The organism is Pontibacter anaerobius, assembly GCF_026241195.1.
GTDB lineage: Bacteria > Bacteroidota > Bacteroidia > Cytophagales > Hymenobacteraceae > Pontibacter > Pontibacter anaerobius.
The window spans coordinates 94298-115841 of the sequence record NZ_JAPFQO010000014.1; the positions used below are offsets into that span (position 1 = coordinate 94298).

The following is a 21544-nucleotide window of genomic DNA, read 5'->3' on the forward strand; positions in this document are numbered from 1 at the left end:
GGTATGGTATAAAAGCTCTAGCCGCTATAACATGTAGGAAAGTTTAAACCATGTTTAAACCAAAAAGAAAAAGGACTTACGATTTCTCGTAAGTCCTTCATTCTTAGGCTCCCCCTCCTGGGCTCGAACCAGGGACCCCCTGATTAACAGTCAGGTGCTCTAACCGACTGAGCTAAGGAGGAATCTCGACATATCAAGTGGCTGTTTCCAGCCGTTTGATGATGCAATATTACGGCAGTAAAGCTTAATACGCAAGTGCAGGCCTAAAAAAATCTTGTAAAATAGTTTAAGCTGCTGTAAATCAATTCTAAAAAATTAGTTAGAAATGTAGAGCGTAGAGGCTACAAGCGATGTTCTGTACTGGCGTAGGGCAGAAATAGCCGGCCCGCCGATCACTTGGCCCTGCAGGTTGAACTGCGAGCCGCAGCACGGGTCGGTAATGTATAACCGCGACGGGTCTACTTCCAGCTTGCAGTCGTTGCCTGGGTCGTAGGTGCAGGTGCGCTCAAAGGCAAGGTAACTGCCAGCGTTCTGCCGCACCACAATGATGCCTTTGTAGCCTTCCGGCAGGTAGGCGTAGCCCCCGTCCTGGCGCAGGTCCGGGTAGAGCTGGCTGTTCACGTTGAGCTGCGCGCTTACAGGCACGGTAGGTATAATCGGGCTATTGTTGCTGTCTTTGCACGAGCCGGCAAGTATAACCAGCAGGGGCAGCAGCAACAGAAACCTACTCCTCATAAGTATAAAAGCCTTTGCCCGACTTGCGGCCGTGGTGTCCGGCGTCCACTTTCTGCTGCTGTATGCGGCTCGGCCTGAATTTGGGGTCATAATGGAATGCCTCGAACATGGAGGTGGTTACGGAATAATTAGTATCAACACCGATCAGATCCATGAGTTCAAAAGGGCCCATCTTAAAGCCGCTGGCCTGCATCAGCTTGTCGATGGTTTCTACGTCAGCGACCCCCTCCTCCAGCAGTTTCAGCCCTTCCACGTAGAAATGGCGCGCCACGCGGTTCACGATAAAGCCTGGTGAGTCCTTGGCCATCACGGCGGTCTTGCCCAGCTTCTCAGCCAGCTCTTTTATCGTTTGGGCTGTCTCCGGAGAGGTGGCAGCACCGGAGATTACCTCTACCAGCTTCATAATGTGCGCCGGGTTAAAGAAGTGCATGCCCACCACACGCTCCGGGTTTGGCACCTTGGCGGCAATCTGTGTGATTGGGATAGAGGATGTGTTAGAGGCAAGTATGGTATCGGGTGTGTTGATGTCGGCCAGCTCCTGAAAAATGCTCTGCTTCACCTCCAGCCGCTCCACCACGGCTTCGATAATCACGTCGCAGCTCAGTTGAAGCGTTTCGCCGGTATAGCTCAGGTTGGCGAGTGCGGCTTCTTTCCCGGCTTCGGTCAGTTTGCCCCGCTCAATGCCTTTGTCCAGGTTTTGCACAGTGGTTTGCTGCGCCGTCTCGAGCACCTGCTCGTTGATGTCGAAGAGTATGGTTTTATACCCGGCCTGCGCACAGATCTGGGCAATGCCCTGGCCCATGGTTCCGGCTCCTACCACGCCTATGGTCTTGATGTCCGCTAACTTCATAGTTTTGACTGTTACTTATAAAAAAGGAGAGTGAATGCTCTGCGATACTAGTACGGCAAAACATTCACTCTCCTATTCATTTCTTTGCTCAAAATTAAATCACGCCCTCAAACTGGCGCAGGAAGCGCACGTCGTTCTCGGTGAAGAGGCGCAGGTCCTTTATCTGGTATTTCAGCATGGTAATACGCTCAATACCCATACCGAAGGCGAAGCCGGAGTATACCTCAGGGTCGATGCCAGAGCTTTGGAGCACGGCAGGGTCTACCATGCCGGAACCGCCGATCTCTACCCAGCCGGTGCCTTTGCAGATGTTACAGCCCTCGCCTTTGCAGATAAAGCAGGTAATATCGATCTCGGCGCTTGGCTCGGTGAAGGGGAAGAACGACGGGCGGAAACGGATCTGCGTGTCCTGGCCGAACATCTCCTTGGCGAAGTAATACAGGGTTTCCTTCAGGTCTTTGAAGCTTACGCCTTTGTTCACGTACAGGCCCTCTACCTGGTGGAACACCATGTGCGCACGCGCCGAGATGGCCTCGTTGCGGTACACGCGGCCCGGCATGATGCTGCGCAGCGGCGGTTGGTTGTTCTCCATCAGGCGCACCTGTACCGTGGAAGTATGGGTGCGGAGCAGTTTTTCCTTGTCCTCGCTCAGGAAGAAGGTGTCCTGCATCTCGCGGGCCGGGTGGTTCTCCGGAAAATTCAGGGCAGAGAAGTTGTGCCAGTCATCCTCCATTTCCGGGCCCTCAGCCACGTTAAAGCCGATGCGCTCAAAAATGCGCACGATCTCCTGGCGCACCAGTGAGAGCGGGTGGCGTGTGCCCAGTGTGTTCGGTATAGTTGGCAGGGTAAAGTCGAAACCAGTGTCTCCGGCTGTGTCGGCGGCGCTGGCCAGTTGCTCCTGCGCCTGGTCGAAACGCTCCTGGGCGCGGTTCTTCAGCGTATTCAGTTGCTGGCCCACCTCGCGGCGCTGCTCCGGGGCTACCTCCTTCAGGTTATTAAAAAGATCGGCAATGCGGCCCTTGCGGCCAATATAAGCGATGCGAAATTGCTCCAGCTCGGCGGCGTTGGTAAGCGGTGCCGCCTCTATCTCTTGTGCTACTTGTTGTATGTTCTCCACCATAATACGCAAAGATAATAATTTGGCGTGTTTTCACTCTATTTAGGTAATTCTGAGTTGGTACGCAAATAGGAGGGGAGGGTATGGAAGAAATTACTGGAATGAGGGTTTTCAGGAATGTTTTGGGTAAACAGGGTTTTGTTGCAGGCCCGGGCCTCTTTACTACATTTCTGAGGTAAGCGTCTGCTTATGCCGCTTTAATATCGGTTGAAGTATGAACCCACCCCTAGCCCCTCCGAGGAGGGGAATTATACCTCTCCCCAGCCCTCTCCTTTTCTCGAGGGCCCCTACCCCAAAACAGGAGAGGGAGTTTTCGGCAGACGATTGTCATCCCCCAACCCCCTTCAAAGGGGGACCTGGTTCAAGCTCCGTGAGCAGTGGCTATCGAAAACTGTTCCCAGTCCTTGGGTTGAGCGCCTTGTGAGATCCGGTGCCCGAAGGGCAGCGCCCTGGCGCAGGAGGGAACACAGCGCGATGCCCGAGGACGAGCCCTCCCGGGCTGGAGAGAGCCAAAGCCAGAGGTGAAACTTTGAGCTCGTAAGACTGCGGATAAACAGCCGCTAGAAAGGATAGCTTGTATCAAGCTAAAGGAAGCAGCAGCTATGGGAAGTATAAAGTACGGATTGCGCGGATTAGGAAATCCGCGGCAGAGAGGTTCCGGACAGGGATGTCCGGAACAGCGGGAATGGCAGGTATAAGAGGATAGCCAAAGTATAAAGGATGGCTACAGTTGAGTTACAAACACAACTCCATAAAAGGACACAAGTCTGAAGACTTGTGCCAGATGGGGGTCAGAGGAAACAGCGGGAGCAACGGCTACGAAAGTATAAAATATAGAAACCTGATTCCACCAGACAATCGGTAAATTGCACAAATACAATATACTTCGTAGTTTACCGACGCAAACCCACAGCTTACCTACTTCTCTGCCAGCCCGGCCTATTGCCTGTAGACGCGCAGGCCTGTTTACAGTACATTTGGTCTATAAACTAAATCAAAAGCAACTATGGAAAATAGAAACCAAACCCCGGACAACAACTACGGCGACAATTGGCAAAGCCCTCGCTCTGGCTCCAGTGGCAAAGTAATGGCAGGCCTGCTGCTGATTGCGGTAGGCGTAGTTATACTTGCCTCCAAACTACACATCTTTTTTCTGCCTTACTGGGTTTTCTCGTGGCAGATGCTCCTGATCGTGATAGGCCTTTTTATCGGTTTTCGCCACAATTTCCGTAAGTCAGGGTGGCTGGTGCTGGTACTTATCGGCTCTGTGTTTCTGGTGAACGATTTGGTGGCCGGCTTCAACCTGCGCATTTACTTCTGGCCCATCCTGCTAATCGGCATTGGCCTGTGGGTGATGCTGAAGCCGCGTAACCGTTATGAGCGGCGCTTTGAACGAGCTGGACCCGGTGCCGGGGCGGATTCAGGACATCATGCATACAGCCAAGGCGCCGCGTCAGGCACTGACAAAAACGCAGGTGCGTATTACTCCACAGAAGACATCGTGGACGCCACTGCTATACTTGGCGGCATCAAAAAGAACATCATCTCTAAAAACTTTCTGGGCGGTGAGGTAGTGAGCGTGTTTGGCGGCACCGAACTAAACCTGAGCCAGGCCGACATCCAGCACCCCGTTATTTTGGAGGCAACGCAGATATTTGGCGGCACCACGCTCATCATCCCGCCGCACTGGCAGGTAAAGTCGGAGATGGTGGCCATACTTGGGGGCGTGGAGGATAAGCGCCCTATGTTGCCTGACGGCTATGACCCAAACAAAGTACTCATTCTGAAAGGCACCACCCTCTTCGGAGGCCTCAACATCAAGAGCTACTAAGTATAAAAGCGCATGTCTCCGAGCCGGGTTATACTTGCATACCTTGTGTGGGCGCTGCTGTGGGCAGCGGTGCAAACGGTGCTGCTGTGGTCGGTGGGCTTTAGCCTACAGGTGGCCGCTACCGATGCGCTGCTCACCAACCTGTTGATAACGGCCGGAGGCTATGCCATGGGCACCGGCCTGCGCTACTACCAGCCAAGTATAAAAGAGGCGGCTTACCTGTTGGGGTGGAGCATGGGGCTAGCGGCGCTCAGCACGGTTGTTTTTTACTGGGCCACAACCAGGGCGTTTAAAGACGATGTGGTATACCTCGATTTTGTGGAGGCCACCCTGGCTGTGCGCTTTGTGTTTACCTGGCTGATGGTGCTGCTGCTGTTGTTGCTGAGTTGGTTCTGGTTTTATACTTTAGAAAGGCAGCAGGACGAGCAGCGAAAGGCCGCCGCCGAGAAACTGGCCCGCGAAGCCGAGCTTCATACCTTGCGTCAGCAGTTGCAGCCGCACTTTTTATTCAACAGTCTCAACTCCATATCGGCGCTGGTGGTAGCCAGGCCGGAGCAGGCGCGCAACATGATACAGCAGCTCTCCGATTTTCTGCGCGGCACCCTGCGCAAAGACAACCAGCAGCAGGTGAACCTCTCCGACGAACTGCAGCACCTCGGTTTATACTTAGAGATAGAGAAAGTGCGCTTCGGACACCGCCTGCAGACTGCCATTGAAGTACAAAATGAAACGATGAACATGCGCCTGCCCGCCCTGCTGCTGCAGCCCGTGGTGGAGAACGCCATCAAATTCGGCCTTTACGACACCACGGGTGATACCGTGATACGTATAAAAGCCACCGCCCATGACCACCACCTGCTGCTGCAGGTGCAAAACCCGTACGACCCTGCCACCGCCCGCCCGCAGCACGGCACCGGCTTCGGCCTCAGTTCTGTGCAGCGCCGCCTATACTTGCTCTACGCCCGGCAAGACCTGCTGCAGACGCGGCAGGAGGAAAACCAGTTTATCACCAGCATTAAAATCCCGCAGAAAAATGATTAAGTGTTTAGTTATAGACGATGAGCCCCTGGCCCGCAGCATTGTGGTGGAGTACCTGCAGCAGCACCCCGAGATAAAGGTGGTGCAGGAGTGTGGTGATGGGTTTGAGGGCGTGAAAGCCATACAGCAGCACCAGCCCGACCTGATCTTCCTGGACATACAGATGCCCAAGATAAACGGATTCGAGATGCTGGAGCTGGTGGAGCAGGCGCCGGGCGTCATCTTTACCACCGCTTTTGACGAGTATGCCCTGAAGGCCTTTGAGGCCAACGCCGTGGATTACCTGCTCAAACCTTTCAGCCAGGAGCGCTTTGATGCCGCCGTAAAGAAATGGATGGAGAAACGAAGTATAAACGCACCCGGAGCCAACGCGGAAAACCTGAGCGAAGTACCCGCCAAACAGCCTGAGGAGCAGCTGCGCATCGTGGTAAAAGCCGCCAACGACATCCGCATCATCCCGGTGAAAGACGTTTTGTACCTGGAAGCCTACGACGATTACGTGAAGGTGCACACCGCCGAGGGCCTCTTCCTGAAAAAGAAAACCATGAGCTACTACGAGTGCGTGCTGGACCCGAAGCAATTCGTGCGCGTGCACCGCTCTTACATTATTCCCCTCACCCAACTCACCCGCATAGAACCCCTGGAGAAAGATAGTCACGTGGCCCTGCTGAAAAGCGGTGTGCGTATACCCCTGAGCCGGAGCGGCTACAGCAGGCTTCGCAGCGTGCTAGGCATCTGATAACGAAAATTTAACAATATAAACCTGCCCTGCTGTCTGCTTCCCTACGGGTAAAACATGGCTTGCCTTTGCTCTGTATGGCGCAGGTGTTTGTCTATATAACATTGCTGTTTATCTAATTCTACTGGCTGTTGCTGTATTCATAGCCAGTGTAAGTGTTTGTAATATAAGTAGAAGCGAACATTTAAGGCAGTGGGGTGTTAACTAAAAACAAAGCTGGAAACTTTAGAAATGAAAAATGTTTCCATAGTTTTGCCCTAATTTTAGATATGGAGACAGCAGAAATAACCGACATTCAGAAGAAGATACTGCAGGGCGCATTTGGCATGTTCTGCCAGCGAGGCATCAAAAGCGTGTCTATGGACGATATTGCCCAGCACCTGGCCATGTCGAAGAAAACGCTTTACAAGTGGTTTAAGAACAAAGACCAGGTGGTGTACGACTCCACTACAGCCTACCTGCACACTATACAAAACGACTGCGAGTGCTTCATCAATAAGGCCGATAACGCCATCGATGAGCTTTTTCAGATCATGCAGCTGACCAAAAAGGTCTTCTCCATCATTCACCCTTCCGTTTTCCATGACCTGCAGAAGTACCACCGCGACAGCTGGGACCTGTGGATGAAGCACAAGAACAGCTTTATGCTGGGCATAGTGAAGCAGAACATTGAGCGGGGGATGCAGGAAGGCCTGTTTCGCAAGGACCTGGACGTGGAGGTGATGGCCCGTATGCGACTAGCCCTGATCGAGCTGCCTTTTAACGCGGAAGTATACCCGCCGCACCAGTACAACATTAAGCATGTGCAGTTGGCGGTGCTGGAGCACTACATGCTGGGCATGGCTACCCTAAAAGGGCATAAGCTGATAAATGAGTACAAGCAAGTTACCGAAGAAGAATAATCACTACCCACTACTACCTAATAAAATAAAGTATGAAAAAACAGATCAGCCTGCTATTAGCCATACTTGTGCTGTGTGGTGCCAGCTTTGCGCAGGGGCAGCAGGAGCCCATGCGTTTGAGCCTGGAGGAAAGTATAAAGTATGCGCTGCAGAACCGCGCCAGCCTGCAGGCCACCCGGAACGAGGAGCGTAGCGCCAAAGCCAGGGTAGGCGAGATACGCGCTATGGGCCTGCCGCAGATAGATGCCACACTGGATGCAGGCGATAACTTTATACAGCAGCAGAGCTTCCTGCCCGGAGATTTCCTTAACGACCCGGACGACCCTAACTCGCCGCAGCCGGGTACTTTCGTGCCGATCACGTTTACACCGGCCTATACCAGCAACATTAACATTGGAGCCAGCCAGTTGCTTTTCGACGGCTCCTACCTGATCGGGTTGAAGGCTGCCAAGACCTATACCGAGCTGTCGCGCAAAACGACTACGCAGAGCGAGATAGAGGTGGCCGAGCAGGTAAGCAAAGCCTACTATAGCGTATTGGTGAGCGGCGAGCGCATGGAGTTGCTGGAGCAGAATATTGTGCGGCTGGATACACTGCTGTTTCAGACGCAGGTGATGTTTGATAACGGTGTGGCCGAGAAGCTGGATGTGGACCGCCTGCGCGTGCAGCTGAACAACCTGAAGGTGGAGCAGCAGAAAACCCAGCGCCTGCTGCAGCTCAGCGAGAACCTGCTTAAGTTCCAGATGGGCCTGCCGCAAAAGCAGCCTGTGCTGCTAACCGACAGGTTGGAAGAGGTGGACATAGACATGAGCCAGCTGCACCCGCAGAACTTCGACTATGGCAATCGCATCGAGTACTCCCTGCTGGAGACGCAGCAGAACCTGGCCGAGCTGGACCTGCGCAACATCAAATCAGGTTACCTGCCTAAGCTGTACTTAAACGCCCGTTACGGCTACAACGCCGCCAGCAACGAGTTTAAGGGTATTACCACCACCAGCAATTACCTGGAGTACGGCTATGCAGGGGTGCAGCTGCGTGTGCCGATCTTCGACGGGTTGCGCAAGCACTACCAGATACAGCAGAGCAAGATAACGCTGGAGAACACCAAGCTGGGCTTTGAGACGCTGCGCCAAAGTATAGACCTGGAGCTGGAGCAGGCTTCTGTTGAGCTTACCAATGCCCTGGATGTACTGGATGCGCAAGAGGAGAACCTGGCGTTGGCCGAGGATATCGCCCGGGTGGCCAAGATCAAGTTTCAGGAGGGCGTGGGCTCTAACCTGGAGGTGGTGACCGCCGAAACCGACCTGCGCGAGGCCCAGACCAATTACTATGCCGCCATGTACGATGCCCTGATCGCGAAGGTAAACCTGGAGAAGGCCACCGGAACACTACTTGCTGAATAAAACGATTGAAAAAACCAACCTATCTACACCAAGACATGAACCGAATCATAGCCATAGTAGCTTTCGCATTTATACTTACCCTCGCCTCCTGCGGCGGCGAAAACGATAAACAAGCGCAACTGGAAGACCTGAAGGAGCAGCAGGCGCAACTGCAGGAGCAGATCGCAGAACTGGAGGCGGAGCTGAAAACCGAGGGCCAGACGGTGGCGGCAAAGCAGAAGACCGTGCCGGTATCCGTAACCACCATCGCGCAGGATACCTTCCGCCATTACCTGGAGGTGCAGGGCCGCGTGGACTTTACGCAGAACGTGATGGTGAGCGCCAAGGTGCCGGGTGTGCTTACCAGCGTGCGCGTGGAGCGCGGAGACCGTGTGTCGAAGGGGCAGACCATGGCAACCATTGATGCCCAGGTGCTGGAGCAGAATATCGCCGAAGTAAAAACCCGGCTCGACCTGGCGCGCATCGCCTACGAGAAGCAGCAGAACCTCTGGGACCAGAAGATAGGCACCGAGATGCAGTACCTCACCGCCAAAAACAACATGGAGGCCCTGGAGCGCAGCCTGGCAACCCTGCAACAGCAGCGCGACCAGTACAACATCAAGGCGCCTATAACTGGTGTGGTAGATGAGGTGGTGCCGAACGCCGGCGAGGCCGTGGCACCGGGCGTAGGCATTATTCGGGTAGTGAACCTGCAGGATGGCAAAATCGTGGCCGAGGTATCAGAAGCCTACCAGGCCAAGATTGGTAAGGGCGACCAGGCGGTGGTATACTTCCCTGACCTGAAAAAAGAGGTGCAGACAACCGTGGAGGTGGTGAGCAGCTTTATAGACCCCACAAGCCGCACCTTTACCGTGGAACTGCGCCTGAAAAACGGCAAAGATATTACGCTGCGCCCTAACATGGTGGCCGTGGTGCGCATCCAGGACTATAAGAACGAGGGTGTGGTAACGCTGCCGGTGAACCTGGTGCAGAAAGACGAGAAATCAAGTTATGTGTATGTGGCCCGGAAGAAGGGCAACGCGTACGTGGCTACGCGCCAGGAGATAGAGACAGGCATGAACTATGGCGGTAATGTGGAGGTGCTAAGCGGCCTGTCTGCGGAAGACAAAGTGATTACGGCGGGCTACCAGAGCGTGAACGAGGGGCAGCCGGTGGTGTTTGCAGAGAGCAGCCTCACGCAGAAGTAATACTCTAAAGTATAAAACTATGAAACAGTTTAAGCCAACCAGTTGGTCGATCGATAATAAGACCAGTATCTATATCATCACCATCATCATTACGCTGGCGGGTATCTTTTCCTACGTCAACCTGCAGAAAGAGAACTTCCCCGATATCGTTATCCCGACGATGTTCGTGAGCACCATTTACCAGGGCACCTCGCCCTCAGATATGGAGAATTTGGTGACGCGCCCGATTGAGAAAGAGATAAAAGCCATTTCCGGCGTGAAAGAGGTGACCTCCAACTCTATGCAGGATTTCTCGATGATCGTGGTGGAGTTCAATACGGATGTAGAGGTGGCGGATGCCAAACAGCAGGTGAAAGATGCCGTGGACAAGGCCCGCACCGACCTGCCTACTGACCTGACAAGGGAGCCGGATGTGCAGGAGGTCAACTTCTCGGAGTTCCCGATCATGTACGTGAACGTGTCGGGCAACTATAGCCTCGACCAACTGAAAGAATACTCGGAGGAGCTGCAGGACCGCTTTGAGTCTTTTCCGGAGATTACCCGCGTGGACATGGTGGGTGCCCTGGATAAGGAAGTACAGGTAAACGTGGACCTATACAAAATGCAGGCGGCACAGGTTACGTTCAACGACATCTCCACAGCTATTGCCCGCGAGAACATGACCGTATCAGGTGGCAACGTAACCGTAGGCGAGGCCAAGCGCTCGGTGCGCGTGGTAGGGCAGTATACCGACCCAGACAAAATCAATGATATTGTGCTGAAATCACTGGGCGGCGCCAACATAAAACTGGGCGATATTGCGGAGGTGAAAGAAGGCTTTGAGGAGCAGGAGAGCTATGCGCGCCTGGGCAATGAGCCGGTAATTACACTCAACGTGATCAAGCGCAGCGGCGAGAACCTGATAGAGGCATCCGATAAAGTACGCGAAACGATCGGGGAAATGCAGGGCACCACGCTACCCGCCGACCTGAACATCACCATCACTGGCGACCAGTCCAAGATGACGCGCCATACTTTGAACGACCTGCTCAACACCATCATCATCGGGTTTGTGCTGGTAACCATCATCCTGATGTTCTTCATGGGTACCACCAATGCCATTTTTGTGGGCTTGTCGGTGCCAATCTCCATGTTCCTGGCCTTTATCCTGATGCCGACCTTCGGCTTCTCGCTGAACATGATTGTGCTGTTCTCGTTCCTGCTGGCGCTGGGTATTGTGGTGGATGATGCCATTGTGGTGATCGAGAATACGCACCGTATTTACCATACCACCAACCTCAGCATTGTAAAGTCGGCCAAGGTGGCTGCGGGCGAGGTGTTCGTGCCCGTGCTGGCCGGTACGCTTACCACGGTAGCCCCGTTCCTGCCGCTGGCCTTCTGGCCGGGTATCGTGGGCAAGTTCATGTTCTTCCTGCCGATCACGCTCATCGTTACCCTGATGTCATCGCTTTTGGTGGCCTTTATCATTAACCCGGTTTTCGCCGTGTCTTTCATGAAAAAGCATGATGCGGAGGAGGCCTCATCCCGCGGCAGTAAGAAGTTCTGGATACTGACAGGTATAGGCCTTGCCGTGGCGGTGCTAGGTTATATTACCGGCTGGTACGGCACTGCCAACCTTGTTATGCTGCTGGTGCTGCTGATATTACTGAACAAGTTTGTGCTGAACAGCCTGATCGCTAAGTTTCAGAACCGGGTGCTGCCGCGCTTTATGTCCGGTTACGAGCGGCTGCTGCGCTGGATGCTGGTGGGCAAGCGCCCGATCGGGGTGTTTTCCGGGGTAATTCTCCTGCTAATTTTTTCAGTGGTTCTCACGGCGCTGCGGCCCCCTAAAGTATCCTTCTTCCCGCAGGGCGAGCCGAACTTCGTTTATACTTACATCAACATGCCGATCGGTACCGATCAGGCTGTAACAGACTCTGTTACCAAGGTGGTGGAGAAACGCATCTATGGCGTGATCGGGGAAAATAATCCGGATGTGGAGTCCGTTATCTCGAACGTGGCCATAGGTGCCGGCGACCAGAATGATCGCTCTACTACGGCACAATCTCACAAAGGGAAGGTTACCGTTGCCTTTGTAGAGTATAAAGACCGTGCGGGAGAGAAATCAACCACCGAATACCTGACGGGAATTCGGGAAGCCGTGAAGGGAATACCGGGGGCAGACATAACCGTGGATAAGGAACAGGGCGGTCCGCCGGTGGGCAAGCCGATCTCCATTGAGATTGCCGGAGAGGACTTTGGGGAACTGAGCGCACTTTCGAAGCAGGTGGAGCAGTACCTGGATCAGCAGAACATTGGCGGTATAGAAGAACTGCGCTCCGACCTGGAAGACAGTAAGCCGGAGATAGTGGTGAACATTGACCGCGAGCGTGCAAACCGCGAGGGCATCAGCACAGGCCAGATAGGGCAGGAGGTGCGTACCGCTATTTTCGGCACGGAGGCTTCTAAGTTTAAACTGGACGAGGAGGAGTACCCGATTCAGGTGCGCTATGCCGAGCCGTACCGCGACAACATCGACGCCCTGATGGACATGCGCATCACGTACCGCGACATGAACTCCGGCCTTATCCGCCAGATTCCGCTCTCGTCGGTGGCTACGCTGGAGTACTCCAACACCTATGGCGGCATTAAGCGCAAGAACCTGAAGCGCGTGGTTACCCTGGAGTCTAACGTGCTGGATGGCTATAACGCGAACGAGGTGGTGCAGCAGATACAGCAGGCGCTGGAGAACCTGGATACACCGGAGGGTTTCGAGATAAGTATGGGAGGAGAGCAGGAGGAGCAGGAGGAAACAGCCAACTTCCTGTTGATTGCGCTGGTAGCGGCTTTCTGCATCATCTTCCTGATCCTGGTAACGCAGTTTAACTCGGTGTCAAAACCGTTCATTATCCTGTCGGAGGTGCTGTTCTCGATTATTGGCGTACTGTTGGGCTTCTCCATCTTCGGCATGGATGCCTCTGTGGTGATGACCGGTGTGGGCATTGTGGCATTGGCCGGCATCGTGGTGAAGAACGGTATCCTGATCGTAGAGTTTACGGATATGCTGCTGAGCGAGGGCAGCGAGCTGAAAGAGGCGATTGTGGAGGCCGGCAAAACGCGCCTTAATCCGGTGCTGCTGACGGCCACGGCTACTATACTTGGCCTGATTCCGCTGGCAATTGGCCTTAACCTTAACTTCTATACTTTGTTTACGGAGTTTAAGGCGGGCTTCTTCCTGGGCGGCGACAGTGTAGCATTCTGGGGGCCGCTGGCCTGGACCATTATTTTTGGCCTGGGTTTTGCGACAATCGTTACCCTGCTGATTGTGCCGGTTATGTACCTGCTGAATGAGAAACTGAAAGACAAAATAATAGGAAAAGAGAAACGCGGCGCCCTGAAACTAGAGCAGCAGGAGCAGCGCGTAAACGGAAAAGTTAGAGAATACACACTATAACACTTATGCTTATAACAGATACCGCTATTGAGAAGGAGGTTATCCGTATCATTAGCAAGACCAAAGAGATAAAAGCTGAGCGCCTGTGGACAGACAGAATGTTGCAGGACTTTGGGTTCGATACGGTAGATGTCGTGGATATTATCCTGGCGCTGGAGAAGAGCTTCAAGATCACCATCCCGGATGAGGTGCCGATTGATACCGTAGGCGACTTTGTGGATTTTGTGGCCACCCACACTATTAAAAAAGCCAGCTGATAAAGAAGTTTTATACCATAAAGCAGAAGCCCCGGGACTTGGTTCCGGGGCTTCTGCTTTATAGTCTGGATTAAAGGAGGTTTTGATTGAGGGTTATACATTGTAGCTGTACTTGTTGGCTGTTGCTCAGCGTATACTTGCCGGCTGCTGTTGATCCTCAGGATTATACTTTTCTGGTCTGGCCCCCATCTGGCGCAAGTCTTCAGACTTGTGTCCTTTTATGGTGTTGAGTTTGTAACTCAACTGGCTCGGAGAGCCAAGCATATACTGTGGCTACTCTTTAGCGGCTGTTCAAGACATCCCTGTCCGGAACCTCTCTGCCGCGGATTTCCAAATCCGTGTACTTGTACTTCCCTAGCCGCTGCTTTCTGCAACCTGAGCCAAGCTATCCTTACTAGCTGCCGTTCATCCTCAGTCTTACATATCTATTGTTTCATCTCTGACCTTGGCTCCCTCCAGCCCGGGAGGGCTCGTCTTCCCGCATCGAGTGGTGTTCCCTCCTGCGCCAGGGCGCTGCCGCTCTCGCGGCACCGGATCTCACAAGGCGCTCAACGGAAAGACTGGAATCATTTTCCAATAGCCACCGCTGACGGAGCTTCAGATCAATTCCCCTCCTCGGAGGGGCCAGGGGTGGGTTCATTTTTCCCTAACTTTTGACCCTGAACTCTTAACTTCCAGCAGGGATGAGCTTAATCGGCAGCAGAACCCAACCTGATGCCTCCGGCCTCAGTGAAGTCTCAGACTTCACATCAATTGTAGGACACGAGTCTGGAGACTCGCGCCAGAAAATAAACAGCGTGGTGTAAAACAATCCTGTCCATCCCGGGGGTAGGAGCCCTCTTAATAATCCTGCAAATCCTGATTCAGACAAAAAGACATTAGAAGTGCCTCCGGACACAGCCAGATCATTAAGCAAACAAGATCGCGAATCTGGAATCTGCGAGTTAAAAGTAAAAAGCGCTGTAGGGAAGCCTGCAGCGCTTTTTTTGTGCCAGTTTAAGAGAAAGACACAGTTATACTTTTGAGCAGCAGCCGAAGCCGTTGCCAGTTTGTTCTCAATCAGGAAGTATAAATCGGCTTAGTAAAGTAGGGGAATAGGCAGATTTTTAGAAGATGGAGATTCTGTAGGCTTTCAGTTTCTTATCGAGCGCCCTGGCGTTGCCGCAAACACTGTCGAGCAGCGCCCAGAAGCGCGGTCCATGGTTTTTCTCTACGGTGTGGGCCAACTCGTGCAGGATCACATAATCGCAGAGAGCGTCTGGCAGGCGCATCAGGTGCAGGTTCAGGTTGATGTTGTTGGTGTGCGAGCAGCTACCCCAACGGCTTTTGGCGTTCTTAATGAACACGTTCTGGTACTCAAACCCAAACTTGTCGGCAAAGTAGGCCACCCGTTCCGGCAGGTGCTGCTTGGCCTCTTTTCGGTACGCCTCCTCAATGGACTTGCGTATGAATTTCTGCACATCCGAGTCACCAACCTCCTTGAAAGCCGGGTAAAACACATTGATGTAGCCGCTCTGGATAACGCAGCGCATGTCGTAGCGGGCATGGGTAAGCAAACGCAGGGTGTGGTATTTCGTCCTGAACTCACTGTTGTGGTCATAGACGGTTACCTGCTGCTCTTGCTGCTGCATGCGCGTCTGGTGCTCTTTGATCCAGTCGGCCTTGGTGTAAATGAGCTGTTCTGCTTTCTCAAAGCTGATGTGCGGCGGCACGGCCACCCGCACGCCTTTTAACGGACGCACGCTGATACTCAGGCGTTTGGCTTTGTCGCTCCGCTCAAACAGCACCTTTCCGATCCCGTCGATATGCAGATTGACGGATGTAAGACGTAAGAATGATGAAGACACTGGCTAAAAGTTAAAGTACAAATTCCTATGGCCAAAGATAAGTATTAATTTAATTAAAAAAAGCCTGACGGATAAGCTTTTGTGGCTTTTTATCTAAATTAGTGTATCAATATTGTACTATATAATGCCAGATAAAGGCAGGATAGGTAAATTGGTTATAGGAAGGAGTATAATTTGGAAAGCTATATAAAGTACAAGAAAGCAGCAGGGGCAGGCCATATATGACCTGCCCCTGCTGCTTGGTTCAATGGGTATTGCTTAGCGTACGTTACCGCCGGTAGGCATATCGTCGCGCGGGTTTTTAGGCTCGCGGCTGCTATCGGTGGTGGAGGAACGCTGCGACTCCTCGTGGCCCTCCGAGCTGTGGCCCTGTGAGGTATGGTGCGCCTTTGGCTCATCCTGCTTGCCCTGCTTTGGCTCGCCTTTCACCGGGGCGGGGTCGTTACGGTTCTTATCGCTTACGTTGCGGTACTGCTCTCCGGTATGCTTATCCGGAATACGGCCTGTTTTCAGGTCGCCTTTCGCATCCTGCGCTGTCTTGTCCCAATCTTTTTTATCCGTTTTCATAGTTATTCAGTTTTAAATTAAAAGTTCGTTTTTGTATCTGTCTGTATGTCGCCGGCCCCACGGTCGCTATACTTTGGCGTACCGAAGGAGATGTCGGATGTGTGCTGCTCGTTATGGTGCTGCACCGTTTTAGGCTCCACCTTTATCGGGCGCGAGGCATCCCACTCCTTAAACTTGTCCAGCTCTGTTTTTATACTTGCCATAAACCAGGCCAGCAGGCTGGCGTCATCCAGCAGGCCCACCACCGGAATCACGTCCGGAATAATATCGATTGGCATCAGAAAGTAGATCAATACGGCCACGCCGCCAACCAGGGTAGCAGTAGGTATACCTTTGTACTCACCGGAACTGGCCGCCTTCAGCATGCGCGTCAGCAGTTGCAGGTTCTCCCATACTTCGCCGGCCAAGGCGCCCACGCCTTTCTTGGCAGTTGCTTTCTTCAGGGTCTCGCTAACCAATTTGGCTACTTCTGACGGGTGCTTCAGGTAGGCCTCTGCTTTCTGCAGTAACTTCTTAAAAATGGGGCTCTCGGCCACCTTTTTGCCTTCCGGTCCTTTGTTATCTGTCATTATTGTACGTGCTTATACTTGTTGTGTTTGCAATGGCGGACTCTTGAGCCCACCAAATCGGGTGCAATTTGCTTAAACAAACGGTAACCTTCCTATACTTGCTCCCTATAAAATTGTTATAGTTTGAGCCAACAAAAAGCCGAAGTGGAGGGGGCTTAGGTTCGAAGTGATCTGTGAAGGTAAACCACTCCTGTCGCTCTGCGGAAGGGGGCTTGCTGAGAGGTAGAAAGGCTAGTTTACCCGGCCAGCTGCAAAGTAGTAGCTGCGGAAGTATGGCTCTGAGAGGGAGCTGACCATAACGCCTTTGCTGGTGGCTGAGTGGATGAACTTATTGTTTTTAAGGTAGATGCCTACATGGAAGATCGGGCCATTGGCGCTGCGGCGGAAAAAAACCAGGTCGCCGGTGCGCACACTGTCTTTCTGAATGCGGGCCACATCCTGAAACATGGAGCGGGAGCTGCGGCTAAGGTTGATGCCGTAAACCTCCTCGTAAAGGCTGGTGACGAAGCCGGAGCAGTCGGCGCCGCGTTTGCTGCTGCTGCCGTAGCGGTAAGGGGTGCCAATCCATTTAGAGGCGGCCTCTACCAACGCGCGGTAGTCGGGGTTTCTGAACCTGAGGCCCAATTTTTTGATGTAGTACTCCTCTTGCAGCTCTTCGGCTTCTTCCTCTGGCAGCGGCTGTTGCCATTCTATGGCCTGCAGTACGTCTTCGGGCGTATTGATGGCGTAAGGTGTAATCATGCCGGCCTGCGCTGGGGCAGGCCGGTTGGCCGGGGCCACCTCGTAAAAGTATGAAAGCACCAGCGACAGGATCGCCAGGGCACTTAGTATGATTGCTTTTTTCATAGAACGTAGCAAGTTCTTAGCCGCCGAAGCAGACAAAAATTGCCTTAAAAGTATGGTTCTGGCTTCAGCAGCAGGTGCTGCCACGGGTGCCAGTGCATCCCGATCGGTGCAAAATTACACTACATCTGCCTAAGTGCCAAACCTTAAGATGGTGCCACAGCCGCTGTGCTGTGCAGCTTCTGCGGGTGAAAAGTAACTTTCAGGCACGGCAGGCAAGTATAAGGGATATACTTCGCTTCGCAGCGAGTACTATTTTTAAGGTTGATCTATGGATTTTAAAGTTGTAGAACGTTCCTTTTTTGCCCGCATTGCACGTGTGGTGCTAAAAAGCAACAACGTGGCCATGGTGCTGGGTAAAACTATTCACCTGAGCGGTGTTAGCCGGGATGCTTTTCTGAAGGATGAGGGGTGGGTTGCACATGAGCTGTGCCATATCCGGCAGTTCCGGGAGCACGGTTTTTTCCGGTTTCTGTGGCTGTACCTGAAGGAATCGTGGCGGGTGGGTTACTACAACAACAAGTATGAAGTAGAGGCCCGTGTGGAAGGTATGAAGCACCGCCGGCATATGAATCCAACGCAGAAGACTGCCAGTGCTATTACCCCCACAGGTGCCCCTCTACCCATTGACACGAAGAAAACAGAATAGAGCAGCTTTTGCCGCCCTATCTATACTTTATAGCTTACTTTTCGCCGGTAGCAACCTTGCGCCCACTTCTCGACCACTCGCTCCAGGAGCCCACGTATAGTTTCGGCATCTCCATACCTGCGTAATCCATGGCCAGCAACGTATGGCAGGCCGTAACGCCGGAGCCGCAGTGCACCATCACATCTTCTGCCTTCCGGTTGCCGAGCGCCTCCGTATACTTTGTGCGTAGCTCCTGCTGCGGCAGGTAAAATCCTTTGCTGTCTAGGTTAGAAGTAAAGGGTACGTTTACGGCACCCGGAATGTGGCCGGCCACCAAATCAATGGGCTCTGTCTCGCCGCGGAAGCGTGCGGCGGCGCGTACGTCTATCACCAGGTTGTCGGGGTTCTGTGCGGCTTTTTCTACTTCCTCTACGGTGGTTGTGGGCAGTTGCCAGCCCTGCTGCGGGTACGGCGGCTGTGGGGTAGGCTGCTCAGTTTGGCTGCTGGTGGGCACACCGGCTTCTTTGGCGGCCTCATAGCCTCCGTCCAGCACTTGCACCTGCTCATGCCCCAGGGCGCGCAGCATCCACCAGAAACGCGCAGCGGCGTTGGCCCCGCTCATATCATCATACACCACCACATGGCTGTTTGGCTTTATACCAAGCCTGCCCAGTAACCCGGCAAACGCTGTAACATCCGGGAGCGGGTGTCTGCCGCCTTCGGCTGCGTTGGCCGGAGGAGTGGCCAGATCGCTTTCCAGGTCCACGAACTGCGCGCCCTGCAGGTGCTCGGTTTTATACTTGTCGCGGGCGGTGGGGCCGGAGCGGGCATCTATAAGTATAAGCGCTTCTTTTTGAAGGAGCGAAACCAGTTCCTGTGGTTTGATGATGGGTTCCATAGTGTATGGGTTAGGGTTAAAAACCAAACTCCGGGACAAGTATAAAACGTTGCTCCCGGAGTTTGGTGTATGACTTAATTTACTCGCCGCCGGCTACTACCGTCCACTGGCGCACCTGCCACTCCCGTATCAGGCCGTTCTTTACATAAGGGTCGTTCTTGGCGAAGGCCTCGGCTGCCTGCGGGCTGTCGCCCTTAAAGATCAGCACGGCTCCGTCGGCTGGCTCTGCCAGGGCACCGGCCATTACCAGTTCGCCTCGCTCCAGGGCTTTGTTGATCAGGTCAAGGTGCTCAGGGCGATAAGCGCCGCGTTTTTCGAGATAATCTTCCGTGGTTTTGTAGAAAAGGATGTAGTACATGTGTATGTATGGGTTAATGATTTTTAAGTGTGGAAAGTATAAGTGAATAAAGAACAGGACGCGGCAGAAATTATAAGGTTATTCTCTGCCCTCCAGTAGCTTTTTAATATTTCTAAGGTCTTTATTGTTCGCCTTGCGCATCATGGTTGCCATAAGTGGGGCAAACAGTTTCGAAAATCCTGAGGGCTCCCCAGCGTTACGTAAGGTCATGCGCGTTTGTCCTGCTGGCAGCGCCTGCCATGTGTAAGTGGTTTGCATCGGGAAAGGGCCTTCTGCTGTTTGCATCACCAGCTTTTCTCCGGGGATAAATTCTTTTATCTCATACGTGTAAACAAGTTCCCGCCCCAGGAAGTGTGCCTTAAATGCTATCTGCGAGCCAACCGCTAGCGGCTTTGGCGTCCTCCACTCCGCTGACTTTATATTCTCATACCATGTCGGCGCGTTATCAGGATTTGCGGCATAATTTGCAACCTCATCAAGCGGCTTATCTATTGTTATTTCTGTTAATACGTTTACCATAGTGTAAGTTGCCCTGCAAAGGGTTTGGGTAAAGTATAAAAGTATACTTAAATATGATGCAGGGGAGCAGTTTTTATTTTGCTTGTAGGTGGTTGATGGTCTCCAACTATGGGTCTAAAACGTGTAATGTTTGCGCTAACATGTATGTCGCTGCTGCTTATACTTCAGGGGAACTAAGCGGCAACCTGAAACCAAACACGGGAAGATCTCCCTGCAGAAAATCCAGGTCCTCGGATCTTCTAAAACCAAGGCTTTCATACATTTTCCAGGCTGGCAGCATGGCCCTTGTAGTATGGATGATTACCTGTGACAACTTTTCGTCTCTGGCCTTTTGTATGCAGGCTTCGGTCAGAAGTCTCCCGATGCCCTGGCCTCTTGCAGCAGAATCTACAGCCAGTAACCTGAAGCCGGCGGCGTTCTGCTCTTTGGTAGCTATACCGCCTGAGCCGTAGTACTGCATGTTGCTAAAGAAAACCACTGCTCCCGCAATTTTGCCCTCAGCGGAAGCGGCTACCAGAAGCTCTGTTCCCGGGTTAGCGGTTAAGTCTCCTATATTGGAAAGCATGTTGTAATAGGCTGGCTGCTCATGCTCTTTCGGGAATCCTTCCAGCTGAGCGTAAACACGCACCAGCAGCTTTCCGATTCTCTCATATTCGGTGGCGCAGGCATTGCGGACTAGGTATGCCGGTTTGCGTTTAATTTCCATGGGCTGGTAAAGTTTTGAAGAAGAGGAGATAACGGCGTGCATGCTGAGCCTGAGCAATAGCGAACGAAGGTTGAGCACGCATTGTGTTGGCAAATGCTACTCTTCCTGTTTTTGGATTATCCATTTACTATTTACACTTTCTCTGTAAGCGTAGTAGCCTTCGGGCATATCAGCCAGTTCAAGTATGGACTTATCCATCTCTATGATTTCGCCGAGTCCGACTATTTTGGCTATACTTTCAGAATCTTCAAATTCATCGTCGCTGAAGAACTGCCAAGCCCCATCATCTGAGTCATGCGTAACGTATGTGATTGGCTTATTTTCTTCAATCACGAATTTGGTCGTAAACACTGCTGTGTTTAGGGGCTCCTTAAATTTCTGTACTGACTGTGCCTTAGTGCTACCGAATCCGAAAAGTGCCATAATGAGGGTGAGGAAGATTGTTCTCATTGATTTTAGTATTACCCCTAACGGTCTAGTACAGGCAATGGGTGAAGCGTCAGCTGAACATAATACCTGTACCTTGTTGTGAAGTGTTATTTTTAAATTTCTTGCAGCAGACCAAACTCATACCCTTTCTCGTTAAATTCTTTTCTCTCTTCTTCGGTCATTTGAGCAAAAACATAGTTTTCATGAGTGATAGTAGCAAGTATTTCAGCACCATCTTTCATCAGAGATAAGTCTTCAAACTGATAGTTACTCCAATCCTTGTATGGTTTTGAAAGTATAAATTTTCTTACTCTTTCTGATAATCTATACCTGCGATAGATTCCACTTGGATATATTTTATCAGATCTCTCCCCTTCTTCTATTAAATCAGATTTAAGAGATTCTAATTCTTGATTTAAGTTAGTTGGGTCATATAGAGTGTTGAACTCAACTGAGTCAGCTTGCTCTAAGTATGGAATTAATAAAGCAATCCACTTTTCGTTTTCAGCTATACTTTCTGAAAGAGCAAACAACTTTATATCTTTCATTCTATACTTTTAATACTTCACAACGAAATGGTCTAGCAGACGCTTTGGCTTGTCAGGCTTGCGAGGGTGTCTGCTAGGGTGTGTTGGGCGGGGTTGTTTTTCCCTTTTTCCCCCCGGCACTGCGTTGTAAAAATAAGGGA

At 52.3% G+C, this 21544-nt stretch carries 23 protein-coding genes and 1 tRNA gene; 10 read left to right on the forward strand and 14 right to left on the reverse strand.

The features are described 5' to 3' along the window. Nucleotides 1-108: 108 nt before the first annotated feature. From OO017_RS18725 to pheS, 4 genes are all read right to left on the reverse strand, one after another. A tRNA-Asn gene (locus OO017_RS18725) sits at nucleotides 109-182 on the reverse strand. A 133-nt stretch (nucleotides 183-315) separates the two neighbouring features. Further along, nucleotides 316-735, reverse strand: a complete 420-nt coding sequence (locus OO017_RS18730) for a Rieske (2Fe-2S) protein (RefSeq protein WP_266054232.1) — start codon at nucleotides 733-735, stop codon at nucleotides 316-318. Continuing rightward, a complete protein-coding gene (locus tag OO017_RS18735) occupies nucleotides 725-1585 on the reverse strand; it encodes a 3-hydroxyacyl-CoA dehydrogenase family protein (RefSeq protein ID WP_266054233.1) in 861 nt (286 codons plus the stop codon). The genes OO017_RS18730 and OO017_RS18735 overlap by 11 nt, the downstream gene beginning before the upstream one ends. Nucleotides 1586-1679: 94 nt before the next feature. Then, nucleotides 1680-2705: a phenylalanine--tRNA ligase subunit alpha gene (gene pheS, locus OO017_RS18740; protein WP_266054234.1), complete on the reverse strand. Its 1026-nt coding sequence runs from the start codon at nucleotides 2703-2705 to the stop codon at nucleotides 1680-1682. Nucleotides 2706-3708: 1003 nt separating this feature from the next. Between pheS and OO017_RS18745 the strand changes: the two genes are divergently transcribed. The 9 genes from OO017_RS18745 to OO017_RS18785 all read left to right on the forward strand — a co-directional run bounded on the left by OO017_RS18745 (nucleotide 3709) and on the right by OO017_RS18785 (nucleotide 14298). Then, nucleotides 3709-4533, forward strand: coding sequence for a LiaF transmembrane domain-containing protein (locus OO017_RS18745; RefSeq protein WP_266054235.1), 825 nt, complete (start codon nucleotides 3709-3711; stop codon nucleotides 4531-4533). Nucleotides 4534-4545: 12 nt separating this feature from the next. After that, nucleotides 4546-5574: a sensor histidine kinase gene (locus OO017_RS18750; protein WP_266054236.1), complete on the forward strand. Its 1029-nt coding sequence runs from the start codon at nucleotides 4546-4548 to the stop codon at nucleotides 5572-5574. Beyond that, the gene (locus OO017_RS18755) at nucleotides 5567-6310 is read left to right on the forward strand and encodes a LytR/AlgR family response regulator transcription factor (RefSeq protein ID WP_266054237.1); all 744 of its coding nucleotides are present in this window, start codon (nucleotides 5567-5569) and stop codon (nucleotides 6308-6310) included. Before OO017_RS18750 ends, OO017_RS18755 begins: the two co-directional genes overlap by 8 nt. A 269-nt stretch (nucleotides 6311-6579) precedes the next feature. Further along, nucleotides 6580-7212, forward strand: coding sequence for a TetR/AcrR family transcriptional regulator (locus OO017_RS18760; protein ID WP_266054238.1), 633 nt, complete (start codon nucleotides 6580-6582; stop codon nucleotides 7210-7212). A 32-nt stretch (nucleotides 7213-7244) separates the two neighbouring features. Next, complete coding sequence (locus OO017_RS18765) at nucleotides 7245-8615, forward strand: TolC family protein (protein ID WP_266054239.1); 1371 nt, start codon at nucleotides 7245-7247, stop codon at nucleotides 8613-8615. 35 nt (nucleotides 8616-8650) lie between these two features. Then, entirely contained in the window at nucleotides 8651-9802 is a 1152-nt protein-coding gene (locus OO017_RS18770; protein WP_266054240.1) for an efflux RND transporter periplasmic adaptor subunit, read from the forward strand. Between the two features lie 19 nt (nucleotides 9803-9821). After that, complete coding sequence (locus OO017_RS18775) at nucleotides 9822-13235, forward strand: efflux RND transporter permease subunit (RefSeq protein ID WP_266054241.1); 3414 nt, start codon at nucleotides 9822-9824, stop codon at nucleotides 13233-13235. Nucleotides 13236-13240: 5 nt separating this feature from the next. Continuing rightward, entirely contained in the window at nucleotides 13241-13492 is a 252-nt protein-coding gene (locus tag OO017_RS18780) for an acyl carrier protein (RefSeq protein WP_266054242.1), read from the forward strand. Nucleotides 13493-14175: 683 nt separating this feature from the next. Beyond that, entirely contained in the window at nucleotides 14176-14298 is a 123-nt protein-coding gene (locus OO017_RS18785) for a hypothetical protein (RefSeq protein ID WP_266054243.1), read from the forward strand. A gap of 300 nt (nucleotides 14299-14598) precedes the next feature. On the opposite strand, the gene OO017_RS18790 is transcribed toward OO017_RS18785, so the two are convergent. From OO017_RS18790 to OO017_RS18805, 4 genes are all read right to left on the reverse strand, one after another. Continuing rightward, nucleotides 14599-15339, reverse strand: a complete 741-nt coding sequence (locus OO017_RS18790; RefSeq protein WP_266054244.1) for a M48 family metallopeptidase — start codon at nucleotides 15337-15339, stop codon at nucleotides 14599-14601. Between the two features lie 258 nt (nucleotides 15340-15597). Next, on the reverse strand, nucleotides 15598-15906 hold the full coding sequence (locus OO017_RS18795; protein ID WP_266054245.1) for a hypothetical protein: 309 nt from the start codon (nucleotides 15904-15906) through the stop codon (nucleotides 15598-15600). A 17-nt stretch (nucleotides 15907-15923) separates the two neighbouring features. Then, nucleotides 15924-16475 carry a YkvA family protein gene (locus tag OO017_RS18800; RefSeq protein ID WP_266054246.1) on the reverse strand — a complete coding sequence of 184 codons (552 nt, stop codon included), beginning with the start codon at nucleotides 16473-16475 and terminating at the stop codon, nucleotides 15924-15926. A 231-nt stretch (nucleotides 16476-16706) separates the two neighbouring features. Continuing rightward, nucleotides 16707-17321 (reverse strand): C40 family peptidase, encoded by a 615-nt coding sequence (locus OO017_RS18805; protein WP_266054247.1) that lies wholly within the window; start codon nucleotides 17319-17321, stop codon nucleotides 16707-16709. Between the two features lie 268 nt (nucleotides 17322-17589). Here OO017_RS18805 and OO017_RS18810 point away from each other — a divergent pair, with 268 nt between their 5' ends. After that, a complete protein-coding gene (locus OO017_RS18810; RefSeq protein ID WP_266054248.1) occupies nucleotides 17590-17967 on the forward strand; it encodes a hypothetical protein in 378 nt (125 codons plus the stop codon). 34 nt (nucleotides 17968-18001) lie between these two features. Here OO017_RS18810 and OO017_RS18815 read toward each other — a convergent pair whose 3' ends face one another. The 6 genes from OO017_RS18815 to OO017_RS18840 all read right to left on the reverse strand — a co-directional run bounded on the left by OO017_RS18815 (nucleotide 18002) and on the right by OO017_RS18840 (nucleotide 21404). Beyond that, nucleotides 18002-18844 (reverse strand): sulfurtransferase, encoded by an 843-nt coding sequence (locus OO017_RS18815; protein ID WP_266054249.1) that lies wholly within the window; start codon nucleotides 18842-18844, stop codon nucleotides 18002-18004. A gap of 79 nt (nucleotides 18845-18923) precedes the next feature. Beyond that, the gene (locus OO017_RS18820) at nucleotides 18924-19202 is read right to left on the reverse strand and encodes a YciI-like protein (protein WP_266054250.1); all 279 of its coding nucleotides are present in this window, start codon (nucleotides 19200-19202) and stop codon (nucleotides 18924-18926) included. A 78-nt stretch (nucleotides 19203-19280) separates the two neighbouring features. Further along, nucleotides 19281-19721, reverse strand: a complete 441-nt coding sequence (locus tag OO017_RS18825) for an SRPBCC family protein (protein WP_266054252.1) — start codon at nucleotides 19719-19721, stop codon at nucleotides 19281-19283. Between the two features lie 157 nt (nucleotides 19722-19878). Next, on the reverse strand, nucleotides 19879-20427 hold the full coding sequence (locus OO017_RS18830) for a GNAT family N-acetyltransferase (protein WP_266054253.1): 549 nt from the start codon (nucleotides 20425-20427) through the stop codon (nucleotides 19879-19881). A 96-nt stretch (nucleotides 20428-20523) separates the two neighbouring features. After that, nucleotides 20524-20877 (reverse strand): immunity protein Imm33 domain-containing protein, encoded by a 354-nt coding sequence (locus tag OO017_RS18835; protein ID WP_266054254.1) that lies wholly within the window; start codon nucleotides 20875-20877, stop codon nucleotides 20524-20526. Between the two features lie 92 nt (nucleotides 20878-20969). Continuing rightward, nucleotides 20970-21404 carry a hypothetical protein gene (locus OO017_RS18840; protein ID WP_266054255.1) on the reverse strand — a complete coding sequence of 145 codons (435 nt, stop codon included), beginning with the start codon at nucleotides 21402-21404 and terminating at the stop codon, nucleotides 20970-20972. Nucleotides 21405-21544: the final 140 nt, after the last annotated feature.